At 66.6% G+C, this 20584-nt stretch carries 11 protein-coding genes and 2 pseudogenes; 11 read left to right on the top strand and 2 right to left on the bottom strand.

The window, feature by feature from the left end; translation table 11 throughout:
* The first annotated feature begins 122 nt into the window (after positions 1-122).
* Complete coding sequence (locus tag AADR41_RS00505; protein WP_342279336.1) at positions 123-2822, top strand: NACHT domain-containing protein; 2700 nt, start codon at positions 123-125, stop codon at positions 2820-2822.
* Between the two features lie 226 nt (positions 2823-3048).
* Here the strand turns inward: AADR41_RS00505 and AADR41_RS00500 are convergent, their stop codons facing one another.
* On the bottom strand, positions 3049-3330 hold the full coding sequence (locus tag AADR41_RS00500; protein ID WP_342279376.1) for a hypothetical protein: 282 nt from the start codon (positions 3328-3330) through the stop codon (positions 3049-3051).
* On the opposite strand from AADR41_RS00500, the gene AADR41_RS42760 reads away from it, so the two are divergent.
* The 9 genes and pseudogenes from AADR41_RS42760 to AADR41_RS00450 all read left to right on the top strand — a co-directional run bounded on the left by AADR41_RS42760 (position 3329) and on the right by AADR41_RS00450 (position 18783).
* The gene (locus tag AADR41_RS42760; protein WP_446750964.1) at positions 3329-3649 is read left to right on the top strand and encodes a type I restriction-modification system subunit M N-terminal domain-containing protein; all 321 of its coding nucleotides are present in this window, start codon (positions 3329-3331) and stop codon (positions 3647-3649) included. The two genes, AADR41_RS00500 and AADR41_RS42760, sit on opposite strands and share 2 nt — an antisense overlap.
* Positions 3541-4168, top strand: a pseudogene (locus AADR41_RS00490) (IS5 family transposase); the annotation flags it as partial. The gene AADR41_RS42760 and the pseudogene AADR41_RS00490, both read left to right, overlap by 109 nt.
* A gap of 818 nt (positions 4169-4986) precedes the next feature.
* Positions 4987-8517, top strand: a complete 3531-nt coding sequence (locus AADR41_RS00485; protein WP_342279335.1) for a LamG domain-containing protein — start codon at positions 4987-4989, stop codon at positions 8515-8517.
* Between the two features lie 251 nt (positions 8518-8768).
* Positions 8769-15206, top strand: coding sequence for an RHS repeat-associated core domain-containing protein (locus AADR41_RS00480; RefSeq protein ID WP_342279373.1), 6438 nt, complete (start codon positions 8769-8771; stop codon positions 15204-15206).
* A gap of 55 nt (positions 15207-15261) precedes the next feature.
* Positions 15262-15648: a hypothetical protein gene (locus AADR41_RS00475; protein ID WP_342279334.1), complete on the top strand. Its 387-nt coding sequence runs from the start codon at positions 15262-15264 to the stop codon at positions 15646-15648.
* 189 nt (positions 15649-15837) lie between these two features.
* Positions 15838-16404 carry a polymorphic toxin type 28 domain-containing protein gene (locus AADR41_RS00470; RefSeq protein WP_342279333.1) on the top strand — a complete coding sequence of 189 codons (567 nt, stop codon included), beginning with the start codon at positions 15838-15840 and terminating at the stop codon, positions 16402-16404.
* Positions 16405-16521: 117 nt separating this feature from the next.
* Positions 16522-16971: pseudogene (locus tag AADR41_RS42755) on the top strand (winged helix-turn-helix domain-containing protein); the annotation flags it as partial.
* A gap of 315 nt (positions 16972-17286) precedes the next feature.
* Positions 17287-17571, top strand: coding sequence for a DUF7336 domain-containing protein (locus tag AADR41_RS00455; protein WP_342279330.1), 285 nt, complete (start codon positions 17287-17289; stop codon positions 17569-17571).
* Positions 17572-18216: 645 nt separating this feature from the next.
* Positions 18217-18783 (top strand): GNAT family N-acetyltransferase, encoded by a 567-nt coding sequence (locus tag AADR41_RS00450; RefSeq protein ID WP_342279329.1) that lies wholly within the window; start codon positions 18217-18219, stop codon positions 18781-18783.
* Between the two features lie 39 nt (positions 18784-18822).
* On the opposite strand, the gene AADR41_RS00445 is transcribed toward AADR41_RS00450, so the two are convergent.
* Positions 18823-19632, bottom strand: a complete 810-nt coding sequence (locus AADR41_RS00445; RefSeq protein ID WP_342279328.1) for a sulfite exporter TauE/SafE family protein — start codon at positions 19630-19632, stop codon at positions 18823-18825.
* 101 nt (positions 19633-19733) lie between these two features.
* Between AADR41_RS00445 and AADR41_RS00440 the strand changes: the two genes are divergently transcribed.
* Positions 19734-20528, top strand: coding sequence for an AraC family transcriptional regulator (locus AADR41_RS00440; protein ID WP_342279327.1), 795 nt, complete (start codon positions 19734-19736; stop codon positions 20526-20528).
* Positions 20529-20584: the final 56 nt, after the last annotated feature.

Below are 20584 nucleotides of genomic sequence, written 5' to 3'. Positions count from 1 at the left end.
CGCTGATGTTCACGCCGGATACCACGACCAAATCTAACAGAGCGCGACTACTGATCACTGAATCGCCATATCCTGCTGTCCAGGGCGGCCGATGGCGCCGCGCGTCATCGTTCGGAGAGCAGATGGAACCCTCGGTCATCGGGGCGCGCCTCGCGTCCAGCGTTGTGAGCCCGCTGATCAGGAAGCTCTTTCTGAACGGGGTGCCCGGGGCGGGACTTGTCGACAGGCCGGTCCGCGTGTCCCGGCTCGTCTCTTTCCGCGGCGAGCAGCGGACCCTGTCCGACAAGGAGATGCGCAGAATAGCGGAGGAGCTGGTCGCGCGCGCCGTGCAGGCGACAGGCGAGGAGCAATTACCCAGTTACGAGGTGCGAGCCGTCACCAACGCGGTCGCCTCGTCTCTGCGTGTCATGGGCACCCTCGACATGGATGACGTACAGGCGGTGAACCTCGGACACATGGGTCTGGCCCGGCATCTGAGGTCGATGAGTCGCACGGCCGTGCTGGGACTGTCGGCCGATGCCGTCGAACTCCATTCGAGCGTGCTGGACACCGCGTGCCTGCACATTCTGAACTTCTTCACCCAGCGATCGGCGTTCGTGCCGCGCACCCTCGTGGAACAGAGCCGGAGCCTCGAGGAACTGACGCGCAAGATTGACTCCCTCATCACCAGGGCCCCGTCCCCCGCCGACGGCCCTTTCGAGAAGCGATACGCGCGCTATATCACCGACAAGCACGGAAAGCTGAGCATCTTCGGCCTCGACCTGTCCCAAGGCCCAGAGAACTGGCTGCTGGACGTCGCCTATCTCAGTCTCGACGCGGTGGGCGACGCTACCGGAGTCCTTCCCACCAGGCTCTCCGCCGACCAGGTACTGGCCGCACACAACCGGGTCCTGCTGCGCGGCGTGGCCGGCTCGGGCAAGACCACTCTCGTACAGTGGCTGGCGGTCTCCACGACCCGACCGAACCAGCTGGACCTGTTCGGCCTGGTGCCGTTCGTGCTGCCGCTGCGCACGCTCACCAGGGGCGGGGCCAAGCTTCCGGCCCCCGACGAGTTTCTGTCCGCGGTGGACTGTCCGATCGCCGCGCTGCAGCCGGCGGGCTGGTTCGACCGTGTACTGAGAGCGGGCCGCGGGCTGATCCTCATCGATGGAATCGATGAGATTCCGGAGGACGACCGCAACGACGCCCGTCGCTGGCTCCAGGAACTGATCAGCACGTATCCGGTAAATCGCTGGCTCGTCACGTCCCGGCCTTCCGCCGTACGGGAACACTGGCTGAGCGGAGACGGCTTCGTCGAGGCGGATCTCGCGCCCATGAGTAGGGACAACATCGCCGATTTCGTGATCCGCTGGCACCAGGCAGCCGGTATCAGCGACCAGTACGCCCATGAGCTGTTACGCGCGGTGCGCGTCAAGCAGGACCTCGGCAGACTCGCCACCAATCCTCTGATGTGTGGCCTGATCTGCGCACTTCATGAGGACCGCCACGGCTATCTGCCCGAAGGTCGCAAGGAGATCTACGACGCGGCGCTGTCCATGCTTCTCTTCCGGCGCGACCGCGAACGCGGTGTGTACAAGCCGGGATCGATCCGCATCGGCGAGGCGCACCACATTCAGCTGATTCAGAAGCTGGCCTACTGGATGATCCGCAACGGCCGCTCGGAGATGGACCGTGCCGACGCGATAAACCTCCTTGCCCAGGCATTGCCCACGATGCCGAAGGTGGCGGAGCAGGGCACGGCCGAGGAGATCTACCGGCACCTCCTTATCCGTAGTGGCCTGCTGCGTGAACCGAGCGTTCAATCGATGGACTTCATCCACCGGACCTTCCAGGACTACCTCGGGGCCAAGGCGGCCGTGGAGGGGCTCGACTTCGACTTCCTCATCGCCAATGCGCACCTGGACCAGTGGGAGGATGTCATCAGGATGGCCGTCGCCCACTCCCGCCTGACCGAGCGCACCCGGCTTCTGACCGGCATCATCCGGCGGGACAACGTCACGGCGCACGGGTTGAACCGACTGCACCTCTTGGCGGCGGCGTGTCTGGAACACGCCACGGAACTCGACCCCGAGGTCCGGGCGGAAGTGCAGCAGCGCGCAGGCGCCCTGATCCCGCCCCGCACAGCGGATCAGGCCCGAGCACTGATCGAGGTCGGCCCGGTGGTCCTGGACCTGCTTCCGTATCCTCCGGAGGCTCCGCCGGTGGAGAAGTGGCCTACCGACGAGAGGATCGTCGACGAACGGTCGGACGAGGAGAAGGCCGCAGAGCAGCGGGCTGCTGACGAGGCGTACTTCACGGTCTTCGCTGCCACCCGTATCGCGACCGATGCGGCGATCGACGTGCTCGCCCGTTATCGCGGCTACCACGACCTACGGGTGCGCAATGAACTCGTACGAGCCTGGAACCGCTTCGACACCAACATCTACGGTCAGGAGGTCATCGCCCATCTCGGCCAGGAGCGCCTATACTTCCCGGTCTCCAACCCGGCCGAGCTGCAAGCGATCAGCAGTTTCGGCGGGCGGGCCTGGATCAAGATCGTCGGTGATTTCACTGCCGTCGACTTCCTCAACGGCTGCCGCCAAGCGCAGCTCACTCATCTGTGGCTGACCTCGGACATCGGTGACTCCTGGAGGTGGCTGCGTGAATTTCCACACCTTCGCTCCCTGACCATCGAGACCTCACTGCCCCACCTGGACGTGGCACCGCTGGCGTTGGTGCTGCCTCTTCGTACGATTACGCTGCCGAGGGGAGTCGTGGTCTCCGGTATGGATTCTCTGCCCTCGTACATGGAGGTTGTTCGTATGCGGCACAACGCAGAGTAATCGCCCGACCGCTTACCCGGCGGGTGCGTTCGGCATCCGGCACGACGGCGGTTGGTACGGGAACATGAGCGCGAAGCGAATGGCTGCGACAGCAGGACAGAGAAGGCCCCCGCGCCTCGGGTGAAGAGGCAGCTCGCGCCCCCACCGGGCGCGGCACCCAGTCGGATGCTCCGGTCGTCCTGAGTAATGAGCCCGCTTCGTTCGCCTGGGGTGTGCTAGCCAATCGTCACCCACCATTGTCCAGCAAGTGCGAGACGCCTTCCCGTACGGCTGGCGCCAACACGAGGCCCTCGATTCCCTGCTGAACGGGATCACCTCGAACCTCCTCGCTGCCTTTGGACCGTTGACTACACGCGTTGGGATGCGGGCCATCCGCAAGAAGCGGCTCCAGCCCCGGCCCACCGCACGGAACCTTCTCGATGCGCTTGCCCGCTGGCTCCAGGCCGCGCCGTTTCGCGTAGTCGACGACGGTGGCGACGCCCAGGTCCGCAGGTACCGTCACCGGCATGTCGGCGTCCCGTGTTCCTCGTGGGCCGGCCCGGCCACCGCCATGGGATGATCAGGCCCATGGCGGGCACCGGTCTGCGGAGGACAGCTTGAGTGACGGCACCGGGCATCTGTCCAAGCTCGTCTGGTCGGTGGCCGACCTGCTGCGCAGCGACTTCAAATCTTCCGAGCACGGGCGGGTGATCCTGCCGTTCACGGTGCTGCGCTGGCTGGACTGTCGAAGTCGACCGTTCACCGCCGCTTCGTCATCTGGTCGAGAGCCGGGGTGTGGGGCCAGCTGCATCAGAAGATTCTCCAGCTTCTGGACGAACAGGACTTGATCGACCTGTCCCGGGCGGTCCTGGACTCCGCGCACATCCGCGCTAAAAAAAGGGGGCGAACTTGCAGGTCCGAGTCCCGTGGACTGGGGCAAGCCAGGTTCCAAGATGCATATCCTGTCCGACGCGAACGGACTGCCCCTACGCGTTGACCTCTCCGCCGCCAACACTCACGACAGCCAGGCCCTGAAGCCGATGCTGTCCCATATCCACATGGGACACGAATCCCACGCGACCGAATCCAAGCCTCGCCGCCTTCACGCCGACAAGGCGTACGACGTCCCCCACCTGCGGCGATGGCTCTAGGGCAAACGCATCGGCGTCCGCATCGCCCGCAAGGGCATCGAATCCCGCGAACGACTCGGTCGCCGCAGATGGGTCATCGAACGCACCATGTCCTGGCTGACCGGATACCACCGCCTCAACCACCGCTACGAGCGCAAACCAGGAAACTACCTGGCCTTTCTCGGACTTGCCGCCGCCCTCTGCTGCCACAAACGGCTCCTCAAAATGACCATGTAGGACACGGTCTTACTCGTCAACGCGGGCACTGCCGACCCCGGTCTGGCCACCGCCTATCTCGATCCGCAGGTCCTGGCGAGGTCCCGGGCCGAGGCACCGGTACTGGTCGACCCCTCACTCAACGCCCCGATACACCCCCGCAGCGGTATCACCGTCGCCTGAGACCGCCGCAGCGGGAGCCTGCACGACTGCACGGTCCAGGCCCCGGCCACCGCGGTAGTCCGCGTCGCCCTTCCGTAGCGGCTGCCTCGACGTCAGGGCGCCGACAATGTGTGATCCCGACGGGATACTGACGGTCCGTCATGGCCCGTGACCCACTCATCGCGATCGGCCGCCACCCTGATGCCTGCGATAGCTGCGCGCCCGGTTACCCTGACCGCCGCCGAGCGGCACCGGCTCAAGAAATCGGCATACGGCCACAAGACGCCTCACCAGGCCAGGGTCAGGGCCCAGATCGCGTTGCCCGCACCAAGCCCGGGGACGTTTCGCCCAGTTCATCGCGGCCCCTGCTGGCCGAAATAGATCAATGTGATGCACGGCACAGTTGACCATCACGCTTGATCAACACATGATCCACACAGTTTCTTTTAAAGAAAAACTAAGGGGATAGGTGGGGCGTGTTTACTCAGGAACGGGGGCACAGCTGGCGTCAGGCGGTGCGAAGTTGGGCCGTAGCCGTTGCACTTCTGGGGAGTGCGATTCCGGTGGTCGGGGTCGGAGCGACTCCGGCAACAGCCCATGACGGAGTGGCCCCGACAGCGGTCGACGGGACTCTTGAGTCGAAGGCCAGTGTTCTCGCGGGGGAGACCGGTGAGCGAGTGGCTGTGGATGGGGCGACTACCGAATCGACCCAGGTCTTCGCCAACCCGGACGGCACCTTCACGCAGGAAATGAACGCGGCTCCGGTCCGTGCCCGGAGGGACGACGGTACCTGGGCACCCATCGACACCACCCTCGTTCGCGAGACCAACGGCTCTGTGCGGGCGAAGAACACGACAGCCGGTCTCACTTTCTCCGGCGGCGGCAGCGGGGATGGACTGGCCACGCTGAAGGACAAGGGACACGAGCTGCGGCTCGGCTGGCCCACTGCGCTCCCGGAGCCCCAACTCGACGGCGACGCTGTCACGTATGCCGGAGTCCTCCCGGACGTCGATCTGAAACTGACTGCGCTGAGCTCCGGCTACACCTCGGTGCTCGTGGTCAAGACCGCGGAGGCTGCAAAGAATCCGGCGCTCGAGACGATCAGGATGAGCGTCTCCGGCACTGGTCTGGACATCGCCCCGACAGCCGATGGCGGTTTCGTCGCCCGCGACGGCGATGGCTCCCCGGTCTTCGAGAGCCCGGCAGGGCGGATGTGGGACTCGGCCGGTGACACCCCGGCAGCGGGCATCACCACGCAACTCGACCGCACCGTTTCAGCAGAGCCCAAGGGCGAATCGCAGGCGAAGGAGGCAGGCCCATTGCCTGCCGCCGGGGGTGAGCCTGGGCCTTCGGAGGGCCCCGGCAGCGGTGACGCGGCGGCCGAGCTCCCGCTCAAGGTCGTCGGCACCACTCTGGAGATCACCCCTGATCCGGCCCTGCTCCGCGGCGAGGACACCGTCTTCCCGCTCTACATCGATCCGCCGACCAAGGGCATCGCGCTGGGCGACTGGACGGCCCTGGCTTCCAACGGCACCAAGTACTGGGAGTTCGACGGGGACAAGGGCGTGGGGCGCTGCTCCAATTACGCCCTCTACCTCTGCTCCAGCAGCCCGTACACCCAGCGCATGTACTTCGAGTACCCGCTCTCGTCGATCCACGGCAAGAAGATCCTGGACGCGACGCTGGAGGTGTATCAGTTGTGGACGTTCACCTGTGATCCGCACTGGTACGACCTGAGCCACGTCAACAAGGGCATCTCCTCCAGCACGACCTGGTCGACCCGCCCTGCCGCGGACGACCTGATGGGCGACCGGAACGTGGCCTACGGCCGGGGCAGCCTGTGCAATCCGTCGCAGCCGGCGAACTGGGTACGCTTCAGCGACAACGTGGGCGAGGAGACGAACGAGAATCTGACGACGACCCTCGCGTCCCACGCCGCCAACAAGTCGGCGCAGATCACCTTCTCGCTGACCGCACACGACGAGTCCGACGCCGCCGCCTGGGCACGGTTCCGCAACGACGCGAAGCTGTCGGTGACCTACGTCTCCTACCCGGACAAGCCGACCTCGTACGGCGTCCAGCAAGGCACCACCGGGCGGGCCTGCAACGCCTCCACGCTGCCCTTCGCCACCAGCGACACCACGCCGAAGATGCTGGCCACGGTGCAGTCCGCGGACGGCGCCAACGCCCAGGTGCGCGCCCTGTTCGAGGTATGGAAGGCCGACGGCTCCAGCCGCGCCTGGTACGCGGCCTCGCCGGACGGCGCCTGGGTGGCCGACAACGCCCCCCGCGACGCGACCTCCAGCGCGCTGCCGGCACAGACGGACTACCGGATGCGGGTCAAGACGCAGGCGTACTACAAGACGGACCGGGGAGCCACCGGTGTCCTGGACTCGACCTGGTCGTCCTGGTGCTACTTCCGGGTCGACACCGATTCGCCGCCACCTCCGGTGGTGACCAGCGCGGACGGCGTCTACAAGCCGGCCGAGACCGATCCGGCCGCCGGCGGGGTAGGCACGTCCGGCAAGTTCACCTTCACCCCCGCGGACACCAACCCCACCACGCCCGGCATCCAGTCGGACGTCGTCAGCTACAAGTGGAAGCTGAACAGCGGCGTGGTCTCCGCCCCGATCACCGTCGCCAAGGGCGCGGCCACCACTCAGACGATCACGCCGAACCAGGCCGGTGAGAACACCATCCAGGTCTGGGGCTTCGACGCGGCCGGGCACAGCTCGCTCACCGGCTACTACAGCTTCCTGGTGAAGGGCGCCGAGAAGCCCTCGGGGATCTGGCACCTGGACAATGCCCTCACCGACTCCACCACCGCCACCCAGCACCCGCTGACCTCCTCGGGGGCCACCTGGGACACCCTGGCCCGCAGCGGCTCCGGCGCGGCGAAGCTCAACGGCACGAGCGCCTACCTCTCCACCTCCGGCGCGGTGCTCGACACCACCAAGTCCTTCACCGTCTCGGCCTGGGCGCGCCTGGAGAAGAAGGACGTCAACTACACCGTTCTGTCCCAGGCGGGAACGAACGCCTCCGGGTTCCAGCTGTACTACTCCACGGCCGCCAACGCCTGGGTCTTCAACCGGCACCAGACGGACGTCTCGGGTCCGGAGATCACTCGCTCAATCGGAGCGAAACCTCCGGTCCTGAACGCCTGGACCCATCTCGCCGGTGTCTACAACGCGGCGTCGCAGACGATCCAGCTCTACGTCAACGGCGTCCCGCAGGGCGAGCCGGTGCCGTTCACGGTGACCCCGTGGAAGGCGTCCGGCGGACTGCAGGTCGGCCGCCTGTGGGCCTCGGCGAGTGGCAAGGAGAACTTCGCCGGCACCATCGACGAGGTCAAGGTCTGGTCTCGCACGCTGGCGGACACCGAGGTCGCCCATGACGCCTGGCTGGAGGACGAGGACATCAGCGACGGCACCGCCGGCGACCCGGTCCCGGCACTCGTCGCCAAGTGGGACGCCACCGACATGGCCAACGCCACCGGTACCACGGTGAAGGACACCAGCGGCTTCGGCCGGAACCTGACACTCAACGGGGCCGCGCTCACCCAGTTCACCACCGGAGACCCGGATATCGGCGAAGAGGTCACGACCACGCAGTCGATGACCCTGAACGGCACCAGCGCCTACGCCACCGCCACCGGCCCACTCCTCGACGACTCCGGTTCGTTCACCGCAACCGCCTGGGTCACGCTGGACCCCGCCAAGCTCGCCGACACCACCAAGTCCTACGCGGTGCAGGTATTCGGCCAGTCGGGGACGAGCCAGTCCTCCTGGGGTGTCTGGTACGAACAGCCGGCCGGCAGCACCCAGGGACGGTGGACGTTCGGCCGTCCCGACAAGGACGGCACCGGAGCCGCCTGGACCAAGAGTGAATCCACCGCATTCACCACCGCTCAGCTGGGAGTGCCCGTCATGCTGAGCGTCGTCTACGACGCCCAGGCGGCAGCCGACCCCGAGGACACCTCCAAACTCGGCGCGCTCAGGCTGTACGTCGACAGCGCCCTGATGGGCGACGAGGACGGCGTGCCGTACTCCACTTCCTGGCAAGGCGGCGGGACGTTCGAGATCGGCCGGGCGAAGATCAACGGCGCCGCCGCGCGCTACTTCCCCGGAAAGATCGACAGCGTCCGCGTCTGGGCCGGAGCCACCTCCACCGACACCATCGCCAACCGGCACAACATCGAGCAGCGGTAGAAGCGAGGCCGGTCGGAGTGCTTGCGCTGCTGCGCGATCTCCGACCTGTTCAGGCCCGGGTGCTGCTGATGCCGGCGCCCGGGCCGTCTCGTACTTCTCCAAGTCTCCCGTAGCACGCGCGTCTTGACGGGCGCGCGCCAAAGGCAGCGCTCGCGGCCGATGCCGTTGCCGGAGCGTTTCCCATCCATCATCGAACACGGAGAGTAACTGTGTCCTCGCCCCCCTTCCGTAAGCGCTTGCCAGGGGCGGCCATACGCCGCTGGCTCGGCCGCGGTGCCCTCGTCGTCTCCCTCTCTGTCCTTCCGCAAGTTGTGATTCCCTCGGGGTACGACTTCGCCGCCCAGGCCCAGACCGCGGCAGCCCGAAAGCATTTGGAGGACCGGCCTAAGGCGAAGATCGACAAGGTAGGCAGGTTCAAGCCCGGCGCGTCCAAGGCCCCGAAGAACAAGGCCGCCTCCGCCTCGGACAAGACCCGTGAACGGCTGAAGAAAACCGCATGGCCGAAGGCCGGGAAAGCCACTGCCGAGGTCGAGGCGACCGGCAAGGCCCCTGTCACCGTCGGCGGGCTCGACGTGGAGCTGGCCCAGGAACCCGCAGCCCCGGCACCCAAACTGGCGAAGAGCAAGACGAAGGCGAAGGCCACCGGTCCGGCCGACGAGGTGGCGCTCAGCGTCCACTCCCAGTCGGCCGCGAAGAAGGCGGGCGTCAACGGCGTCCTGCTCACCATCGACCCGGCGGAAACCGCATCCGGAGACCCCGCCCGCGACACCGACAATCTCCGGATCTCCCTGGACTACTCCATCTTCAACGACGTCTACGGCGGCAACTACGGCCCCCGTCTACGCCTGGTGAAGCTCCCGGCGTGTGCGCTCACCACCCCGGAGAGGAAGTCCTGCCGCACCCAGACCCCAGTCGCAAACGCGGACAACGACGCAGAGTCCCAGACCCTGACGGGCACTGTCTCCGCCCGCACCCTCGCAGTCGGCGCCCCGGTGCTGCTGGCGGCGGCGGCAGACAGTTCGGGCGGCGGAGGCGACTACGCCTCCACCCCGCTGTCCCCGACAGCGACCTGGGAGGCCGGTGGCAGTACGGGTGACTTCACCTGGAACTACCCGCTGCGGGTTCCCCCGGCGACGGCCGGCCCGTCCCCGAACCTGTCCATCTCTTACAACTCGGCCTCGGTGGACGGCCGCACGGCCGGGGAGAACAATCAGACCTCGGTGGTCGGCGAGGGCTTCTCGATCACCGAGTCCTACATTGAGCGCAAGTACGGCTCCTGCAAGGACGACGGCCAGGCTGGCAAGGGCGACCTGTGCTGGAAGTACGCCAACGCCACCCTGGTCCTCAACGGCAAGGCCGTCGAACTGGTCAACCCCTGCGCCGACAAGGCGTCCTGCGACACCGCAGCCCTGTCCCAGGCGTCCGGCGGCACCTGGAAGGCGAAGAACGAGGACGGCACCCGCGTCGAGCACCTGACTGGCGCCACCGGTAACGGCGACGACAACACCGAGTACTGGAAGGTCACGGACGCGTCCGGCACCCAGTACTTCTTCGGTAAGCACCGGATGCCCGGCTGGAGCGACAAGGGCACCACCGCCACTACCGACGACGACCCCGTCACCAACTCCGTGTGGACCGTCCCGGTCTTCGGCGACGACTCCGGAGAGCCCTGCTACAAGTCCACCGGCTTCGCCGACTCCTCCTGCAACCAGGCATGGCGCTGGAACCTGGACTACGTCGTGGACACCCACGACAACGCCTCCACCTACTGGTACAGCAAGGAGACGAACTACTACTCCAAGAACGCCGACACCACTGTCAACGGCACCGGCTACACCCGAGGCGGCTACCTCGACCGCATCGACTACGGCCTGCGCAGCGACCTGATCTACTCCAAGCCCGCCGCCCAGCAGGTCAGCTTCACCTACGCCGAACGCTGCGTCACCTCGGGTGGCTGCTCCAGCCTGACGGCGGACACCAAGGCCAACTGGCCCGACGTGCCATTTGACATGATCTGCGCGTCGGGCACCAAGTGCACCACCCAGATCGGCCCGGCCTTCTTCACCCGCAAGCGCCTCACCGACATCACCACCTCCGTGTGGACCGGCACTGGCACCACCCGCCGGGACGTGGACACCTGGCACCTGGACCAAAACTTTCCCGACACGGGCGACGCCTCCTCGGCGAGTCTGTGGCTGAAGTCCATCCAGAACACCGGCAAGGCCAACACCACCGCAGCCGCCATGCCGCCGGTCACCTTCGACGGCATGCAACTGCCCAACCACGTCGAGGGCAGCGGCCCGGACACCCTGCGCTACATCAAATGGCGCGTGCGCAAAATCAAGTCCGAGACCGGCTCCACCCTCACCGCCAACTACTCCGACCCTGACTGCATCTGGGGCTCGAGCATGCCAGCGGACATCGACAAGAACATCCGCCGCTGCTTCCCGGTCAAGTGGTCCCAGTCCGGGGCAACCCCGGTCACCGACTGGTTCCACAAGTACGTGGTCACCTCCGTCTTCCGGGACGACCCATACGGCCACGGCGACACCGGCGAGAAGTACTACGACTACCAGGGCGGCGCCGGCTGGGCCTACGCCGACGACGAGGGCCTGACGAAGGCCTCCAACCGCACCTGGTCGCAGTGGCGCGGCTATGGCAAGGTCGTGGAAACCTCCGGCGACTCCGAGGGCCCGCGCAGCAAGAAGGTAACGCTCTACATGCGCGGCCTGAACGGCGAGAAGAAACTCGACGGCACCGCACGCATGGAAAAGGTCACCGACTCCACCGGCACCGCTATCGACGACTCCCGCCAGTACGCCGGCTTCGTCCGCGAGACCATCGCCTACAACGGCACCGAAGAAGTCAGCGGCACCATCAACAACCCCTGGTCCCACAAGACCGGCAGCCATGCCTACAGCTGGGGCACCACCGACTCCTGGATCGTCCAGGCCGACGAGACCACAACCCGCACCAAGACCTCCACCGGCACCCGCACGGTCAAGCAGAAGACCACGTACGACACCACGTACGGCATGCCGATTACCGTGGAGGACAGTGGCGACACCGCCAGGACCGGCGACGAGGTTTGCACGCGGACCAACTACGCCCGCAACACGACGGCCTGGCTGGTGGCCGCTGTCGGCCGCGTCGAGGTGTACTCCGCCTCCTGCGAGCAGACTCCAGCGATCCCCGGGGACGTCATCTCCGACGTCACCACGGCCTACGACAACCAGGCGGCCGGTGTGGCGCCCACCAAGGGCGAGATCACGGCCTCATACCGCGTGGCCAGTTACGGTGCGGTCGACAAGAAGCCCGTCTACCAGCAGGTCTCCGGCTCCACCTACGACAAGCTGGGCCGCCCGCTCACTGCGACCAACGCCCTCAACCGCACGGTCAGAACCACCTACGTCCCCGATGACACCGGTTACGGCCCGCTGACGTCCAAGACCGACATCGACCCCAAGCTCTACACCTCCACCACCGAGGTGGACCCGGCCTGGGGCACGGCCACCAAGACCACCGACGCCAACCTCAATGTCACCGAGTGGTCCTTCGACGCGCTTGGCCGCCTGCGGTCGGTCTGGAAGCCGGACCGTTCCCACGCGCTCGGTGACGCAGCCAGCATCGTCTACGCCTACAGCATCAACAACGACAAGGAGACTTGGGTCCGCACCGACGCCCTCAAGGCCGACGGAAAGACCTACAACAACTCCTACGAGATCCTCGACAGCCTGCTGCGGTCCCGCCAGAAGCAGGTCCCCGCGCCCAACGGCGGCCGGGTGATTTCCGAAACCCTCTACGACGACCGCGGCCTGGCATACATCTCCAACAGCCAGATCCACGACAACAACGCCCCCTCAGGCACCCTGGCCAACACCTACCCCGGCTCCACCCCGGCCTCCACCGAGACGGTCTTCGACGCCGCCGGCCGCGCCACCGAATCGATCTTCCGGGTCTACGACCAGGAGAAGTGGCGCACCAAGACCGAGTACCAGGGCGACCGCACCGCCGTCACCGCCGCCGCGGGCGGCACCGGCACCCTGCATGTCACCGACGCCCGCGGCCGGCTCATCGAGCGCCGTGAGTACGGCGGCCCGGCCCCGACCGGCACCGACTACACCCGCACGCTCTTCGAGCACGACGCGTCCAGCCGGCTGACGAAGATGACGGGTCCGGACAACGCCGTCTGGTCCTACGACTACGACCTGCGCGGCCGCAAGACCACCTCCACCGACCCCGACAAGGGCACCGTCTACACCACCTACAACGAAGCCGACCAGCCGGTGACCACCACCACGACCCTGAACCAGGTCCCCCGCACCCTGATCACCGACTACGACGAGCTCGGCCGCAAGATCGGCACCTGGGACGGGGTGAAGGACAACGCCCACCAGCTGACCAAGTTCACCTACGACTCCCTGGCCAAGGGCAAACCGACAGCGTCGATCCGCTACGTCGGAGGCACCACCGGCAAGATCTACTCCCAGGTCGCAACCGGCTACGACGCGCTCGGCCGCCCCAAGGGCACCAAAACCGTCATCGCCGCCACCGACCCCCTGGTGGACACTGCTGGCGCGCCACAGACGTTCACCACCTCCACCACCTACAACATCGACGGCACCGTCCAGTCCACCTCGCTCCCCGCGGTAGCCGGTCTTCCCGCCGAGACCGTGACCAACAGCTACAACGCCCTCGGCATGCTCACCGGCACCGACGGCATGACCGACTACGTCCAGAACATCGGCTACTCCCCGTACGGCGAGATCGAGGAGACCCGCCTGGGCACCTCCACCGATGCCAAGCAGCTCCAGATCCTCAACCGCTACGAGGACGGCACCCGCCGCCTGGCCAACACCCACACCGTCGACCAGACCAACACCGGCTACACCAGCGACGCCAACTACGTCTACGACGCCTCTGGCAACGTCAAGTCGATCACCGACAACGCCAACGGCAAGGACACCCAGTGCTTCGCCTATGACGGCTACCGCCGTCTGACCGAAGCGTGGACGCCGTCCTCCAACGACTGCACCACCGCCCGCGCGGCGTCCGCCCTCGGCGGGCCGGCCCCGTACTGGACCAGCTGGACCTACAAGCCCGGCGGCCTGCGCGACACCCAGACCGAGCACAAAGCCACCGGCGACACCAATACCGGCTACGGCTACCCCGCTGTCAACGCCTCCGGCACCGGACAGCCCCACACCCTGACCTCCGTCACCGTCAACGGCGGCACCGCCAAGACCTACACCTACGACGAGCAGGGCAACACCACAAAGCGCTACGGCCCCACTGGCACCGCGCAGAGTCTCACCTGGGACATCGAAGGAGAACTCACCCGACTCACCGAAGGCGCCAAGAGCACCGACTACCTCTACGACGCCAACGGCGAACTCCTGATACGCCGCGGCCCCGTCAAGACCGTCCTCTATCTGGGAGGTCAGGAACTCCACTACGACACGGCCGCCAAGAAGTTCACCGCCCAGCGTTACTACCCGGCCGGTGATGCCACCGCCGTCCGCACCGAGACCAGCCTGTCCTGGATGGTCGACGACCACCACGGCACCGCTTCGATGACAGTGGACGCCACCACCCAGGCCGTCACCCGCCGCTACACCAAGCCCTTCGGCGAAAGCCGTGGCACCGCACCGTCGGCCTGGCCCGATGACAAGGGATTCCTCGGCAAGCCCGCCGACGCCGACACCGGACTCACCCACGTCGGCGCCCGCGAATACGACCCGGCCACTGGACGTTTCCTCTCCGTCGACCCGGTCCTTGCCCCCGACGACCATGAGTCCCTCAACGGCTACGCCTACGCCAACAACACCCCCGTCACCCTGGCCGACCCCACCGGCCTCCGCCCAGACGGAGCGTGTGGCGGCGCATCAAGCTCCTGCGGCGGTGGCACCGAAACCTGGACGCTCAACGACAACGGGGGCTGGGACTGGAGCTACACCCAGACCTACACCAGCAAGGGCACATCTGGGGGCTCAAGCGGCACCTTCACCGCGGTAGTCACCCAGACTCAGAACAGCACGACGGCCAAGATCACCTTCAAGAAGGGGCCAAACCCCAAGCCGGAACGCAAGGAGGGGAAGGAGAAGGTCCTGGACCTCAATGCCCAGGAACTGGTCACGCTCTGGGCGATGGGCGGGCCGCCCGAGGTCACGCTTCCCCCGGACGGCGAATTCGTCAGGCAGCTTCGCACGGAGACCCACTTCAGATCGTTTCTCAGCAAGATTCGGGGCCTGATCAAAGACGGTGTTTACACGCAAAAGGGGAGGTTCGACAAGTCTCACGTGAAGCGGACCACCGGCGAGAAGCTCTGGGAGGTGCTCACGGACTTTACCGGGTTTTTCACCGAGGGAATCTACGGCGGCAGCCCCGCGAGCATGGCGCTCGGTTCCTACAACCTCTCCTACGAACTGCTCGGGGTGTCCTGCCAGCCGGCCAAGACAGATTCGGAGTGGGATCACGGAGCACGGGTCGGCCAGGTGCGGGTATCGGTGTCCAACCGCATGACGGTAGCCTCGGCTCTTCGCAACCCGACGGACGACGGGTACAAGAACGGAAGCTCTAACCCGATCGCGAAGGCAGGCTCTGACGGCGTCAAACGGATCTGGCCCGACGGCCAGAAGGACATCACTGTGAGGATCAACTGGATCGAGGAAGTCTATGTGCCGTACTAGGCGAAGCCGACGGGCACTCTTCGCCGCCGTCGTCTCCACCGTCCTCGTCACCGGCGTGTCCGCCTGCGAAAAGGAGGAAGGGTATCCCGTCCCGAAGGAAGGTGAGGTCGTCGGCTCCTGGAGCAACCCCGGAGGAGACTGGATCAACTTCAAGAAGGGCGGGAAGGGAACCATCTCCGCAGGGGCGCAGCTTCAGCTGAGCGAACTGATGGAGAAAGCCGACACCAAGGATGTGTGCGAGTTCTCCTGGGGCATGGACACCGTGCCTGCAGGGGGCGACAAGTGGGTTTCCGTCAACTTCGCGGCCGGGCAGTGCGGGTTCTCTGGGCCGGGCGAATTCGGTCTCTATTGTTACGAGGATTCCGGGGAACTGCGCCTGTCACCGGCGGTAGAATTCCCGAAATCAGAAGAGATCTATTCACGCTCGAATACGACACCATAGAGAATCTCCGGTAACCGGGAATCCGTAAGGCACAGTATGGCCTCTCCAATATTTTGGAGGGGCCATACTTTTGGTTGGCGTGAATCCCGGAGAGGAAGGGGCTCTACGCATATCGAATCTGCTGCAACGAACTAACCGAGGGAGATAAGGGGATAGACCCAAGTGTCCCCGTGATCAAATGAGGCTTCGGTGAACGTAGACAGAGCCAAATACGGGACGCTAGATCACGTATATCTGAGCTACTTCCGAGATAGAGGCATCACTGGATGTAAGGCCGACTGGCGTCAAGTCGCTCGCGACGGCTGGATCGGAATTGTCGTCTGGATCCTTGCCGTCATCCTGGCACTGGCCTTCGCAGGTCTAGGTTGGTTCTTTCTTTGCGCTCTGCCTACACTTGACGGTTTCTGTCTCAGCCTTCCGCTCGCGGGCGACGCGGCCAAGCAACTCGACAACATAATCGACGCAATCAAGCTCGCGAACAAGATCCCCACCTCGCCATTCTCCGCCAAGATCGACAATTGCGCCGAGCGCTTGACGATGAAGGACCTCATTGGGGCGGCACGGGAGTTGAAGGGAGAGGTAGTTAAGCGGAAGGCGAGCGGTGTCCCCTGGGATCATGTCGACGAAGCTCACAACGCCCAGGGGTTCCTACTCAATCAAATCGCAGCCATCAACAGGAAACTTGCCCATCCTGGGACGGATGCCGCCATGCGAAACCTTTTCGTCGCCGACCTGGGCGCGCCAGCAGAATGCTGAATTTATCCGAGCAATTCGTCCCCAGAACCAAGTGAGTGGAGCATGATACTGAACTTGATTGGGCGATGTCGGGCCGTTCGCCTGACATCGGCTGAGTCGGGTCGGTAGCTGTGTGGTGTGAGATACGCGCAGGGCGGCGGTTTGACCGATGCCAAGAGGGCTGCAAGAGAGCGGATCCGGCCGGAAGCGGTCGGTCGCTTCGAGAACGGCGCGAAGAACCGGGAGATCGCGGCCGCGTTGCGGGTAAGCGAGCGGTCGGTGGAGCGCTGGCGCCGTCAGTGGCGTGAGCGGGGTGAAGAGGGTGTCCGGTCGAAGGGATCGCCAGGGCGTCCGAGGCTTTCGGCTGACCAAATTGCCTAACTGGAGCGGGAGTTGGAGCGCGGCCCTCTCGCTCATGGCTGGGCTGACCAGCGGTGGACACTGGCCCGGGTGAAGACTCTGATCGGACGGCTGTTCCACGTCGGCTACACGGCGGAGGGGACATGGCGGCTGCTGAAGCGCCATGGCTGGTCGTGGCAGCAGCCGGCCCGCCGGGCGATCGAACGTGACGACGGAGCTGTGGAGTTGCGGGGGGGGTTGGATGAGGTCGGCTGGTTGCGTGCCGGCTGTCGGGCTACGGGCCCGGCCGGCTCGGTCTCGGCACCCCGGGCCTGGAGGTCTACCCCGCCGCTGCCTGCTCTTCCGTGACGGCGCCGTGCCCACAGCGTGCCCTTAAAAGGGCACAACAACAGTCAACAGCAGTGCGAACGCGCTTTCGCGGGCTGCCGCTAAGTCACATAGCGCAGGTCAACAGCGACGTGACCTTCCAAGCGCCGTCGCTTCCAAGCTCTTGGCGTCGACGGAGCGGGCCTGATACCCGATCATTCTGGCTAGCCTGGTCGCGTGATCGTCTATCCCCTGTGGCACGTAGGCCGCCAGAACGAAGCCGGGCCTGACGGGGTAACCGTACACATCGACGAGGACGGCGTCTTCATCGATGAGCAGGACAGTGACGACGTCAAGCTGCTGGGCATCTACTCGGCGAAAGAGAAGGCCGAGGAACGCATCGTCCGCGCTCGCCTCCTACCGGGCTTCCGGGACGAGCTCAAGTGCTTCATCATCGACCCCTACCTCCTGGACGATGACACTTGGGAGGACGGCTTCGCACGCATCCCCCACGGGGAGTAGCCCATCTCGAACACGCGGCGTATCCATGGGGTACCCGTCGGCGCGGGTACCGCAGTGCGGCCAGCCTCGGTAGCCTCCGCGTGCCCCCGCCACCGCGCCTGACATGCAGAAGGCCATGGTCGCGCAGGGCATAGGTCGACCACCTCTCCCCGGCATCCCGGCCGCGGGATCTTCACCGGCGGCGACCCGTTCGAGAAATGCGCGTTGCCGATCGCTCAAGGCAGAGATCGCCGATGCACGAACATCAGCCCACACCGCACCCGCACGCCCTGTACAGAGTCGAAAGAATGACCAAAGGTAGCGGGAGTTCCCTGGGACTTTTCTGGGACTTCCGGCCTCATCAACGGGCATGACCGTGAAACAGCCAAAATACCATCCCCGCAGGTCAGCACCCCACAACCACCCATCGCGGCAGGTCACGGGGCCGCCTGGTTTCTTCCGGGACATCTGAGCGACGGATGCCGCCGCCCCCTCCGTGACCGGATGAAACGCCGGTTTCGGAGGGGGCGTTGGTGTCTGCGGGGCTTCCTCGGGGCTTCGTGCCCGAGCGGAAGGGCTGTCGCCTGCCGCGGTCCCGTGGTGCCGGGCGGGGGGGCGATCAGGTCGTGGTTTCATGCTGCGCTGGAACGAGAGGCGGACCCTGCGGTGGAAGAGACTCCCGGCTGCCGCGTCCGGTGGCGTGAGGATTCCGATCTCGACGCCTGTGTGGAGCTGCTGGCCGACGTGCACGAACGGGACGGCTACCCGGGGAACTGGCCCGAGCATCCCGGTGACTGGCTGGCCCCGCCCGCCCTGTTCGCCGCCTGGGTGGCCGAGGTGGACGGGCAGATCGTCGGTCATGTCGGCCTGGCCGAGGGCGGGGCGGGAGACCGGGCGCCGGCCCTGTGGGCCCGCCGGGCGGGTGTGCCCGTCGAGAAGGCGGCCGTGGTCAGCCGTTTGTTCGTCTCCCCCGCAGCACGTGGCCACGGGGTCGGGGCCCTGCTGATGGAACGGGCCACGGGTGAGGCCCGGCGGCGCGGGCGCCATCCGGTCCTGGACGTCGTGACGTCGGACACGTCGGCCGTGGCCCTGTACGGACGTCTGGGGTGGACCTTGCTGGCCACCGTCGACCACCGGTGGAGCCCGACGGAGACGGAGACGGTGACACTGCACTGCTACACCGCACCCGTCGATTCCGCCGCACCTGCCGCATCTGTCGATCCCGAGCCGTGAACCACCCGGTTCCTGGGCGGGTTTGACGATGACGGAGCGTCAGAGCCCTATCGCCAGCATCACGATCAGCACGATCACGAGCAGCGCGACGTACGCGATCGAGTGGACGCGGTCCGGGACGCGGCCGACGAGACGTCTGGCCACGGCGATGGTGGGGAGCGAGCCGATGAGCAGGGCTGCGCCCGCGGTGAGGTCGACGTAGCCGAGTCGGCCCGAGCCGGCGGTCGCGGGGGCGAGAGCGTAGACAAGGGTTCCGGCCACGGCGACCGGGACGCTCAGGGGGTTGGCCATCGCGGTCGCCTCGGCCATCGGAAGGCCCCTGCGCCGCAGGAGCGGGACGGTCATGACGCTGCCGCCCACTCCCAGACCGGCGGCCACCAGGCCGATGCCGATGCCGCCGAAGGTGACGGTTCGCCGTTCCAGGGGCTGCGGGCTGGTCCGTTGCGTCACGGAGAGGAAGCCCTTCCTGAGCAGGCTGTCGGCGATCGTGACCAGCAGATAGGCGGCGAACAGCAGGCTCAGCGCCGTGCCGCCGATCAGCGTGGTCGCGAACGATCCGGCGACGGCGCCCGCCGCGATGAAGGCCGCCAGCGGCCAGACGTACTCGCGGCGCAGCCGGCCCTGGCGCCACTGGGCCAGGGCCGCCGCCGAGGCGTTGACGACCATGACGGCCGCCGAGGTCGCCACGGCCACGTGCATGGCGTCCGCGTCCGCTCCGGGGCGGGCCGTCACGGTCAGTACGCCGTAGACGACGGGCACCGTGATGAAGCCGCCGCCGAAGCCGAAGAGCACGGTCGTGATGCCGGTCAGGCAGCCGAGGGACAGGAGGGTGAGGAAGGAGGTGAGCACTGGTCCGACACTAGGGACGGCCGGGCCTGGCGGGCAATCGATGAATTGCCCACTGTCTACGCGCAGCAGACACGACGCTTGGTCCCGGGTAGCCTCGCGGCATGCGGAACATTCCGGTCGCGGAGGTGGACGGGCTCGATCGTGCGGTGCTGGCCATCGGCACCGACTACCCCCCTGACCACCTGCTCGTCTGGCACGAGCACCGCCGCGCCCAGGTCCTGTACGCGGCCACCGGCATCATGCGGGTCGAGACGGCGGACGGCAGCTGGACGATCCCCACCGCCCGCGCCGTACTGATCCCGTCCATGACCAGGCACCAGGTGGCGATGACGGGCGTCAGCACCCGCAGCCTCTACATCGAGCCCGCCGCCGTGCCGTGGTTCCCGTCCCGCTGCCAGGCCGTCGACGTCTCCGCCCTGCTCCGGGAGCTGATCCTGGAGGCCGTCGAGATGGCGCCGCGCTACCCCGAGCACAGCCGCGACGCCGCGGTCGCCGCGCTCATCCTCCACGAGCTCAGGAACCTCACCCCGCTCCCCCTCGATGTGCCGCTGCCCTCCGATCCCCGGCTGCGTGGCCTGTGCGAGGCGTTCCTCCAGCAGCCGGACATCCACGACCCGCCCGCGCGCTGGTGCACGGCCCTCAGCGTCAGCGAACGCACCCTCGCCCGCCTGTTCCTGCGCGGCACCGGGCTGACCTTCTCGCAGTGGCGTCAGCGCGCCTGTGTCCTGCACTCCCTCCAGCACCTCATGGCGGGCACGCCCGTCACCCGCGTCGCGACCCGGCTCGGCTACGACAACCCGGCCGCCTACACGGCCGCGTTCAAGAAGCTCCTGGGCCGGCCGCCCACGGCGTACCGGAGCCCCGACGCCACCGGCGTCCGGGGCCGGGAGGGGTGAGCGACGGGCCGCCCCGCAGCGGACCGGGTTCGCCCGGCCGTCCGGTTCGCCCGGCC

The organism is Streptomyces sp. CLV115 (assembly GCF_038448545.1).
Taxonomy (GTDB): Bacteria; Actinomycetota; Actinomycetes; order Streptomycetales; family Streptomycetaceae; genus Streptomyces; species Streptomyces sanglieri.
Note: the sequence above shows the minus strand (reverse complement) of the source record. Positions and strands in the feature narration are given on the sequence as shown.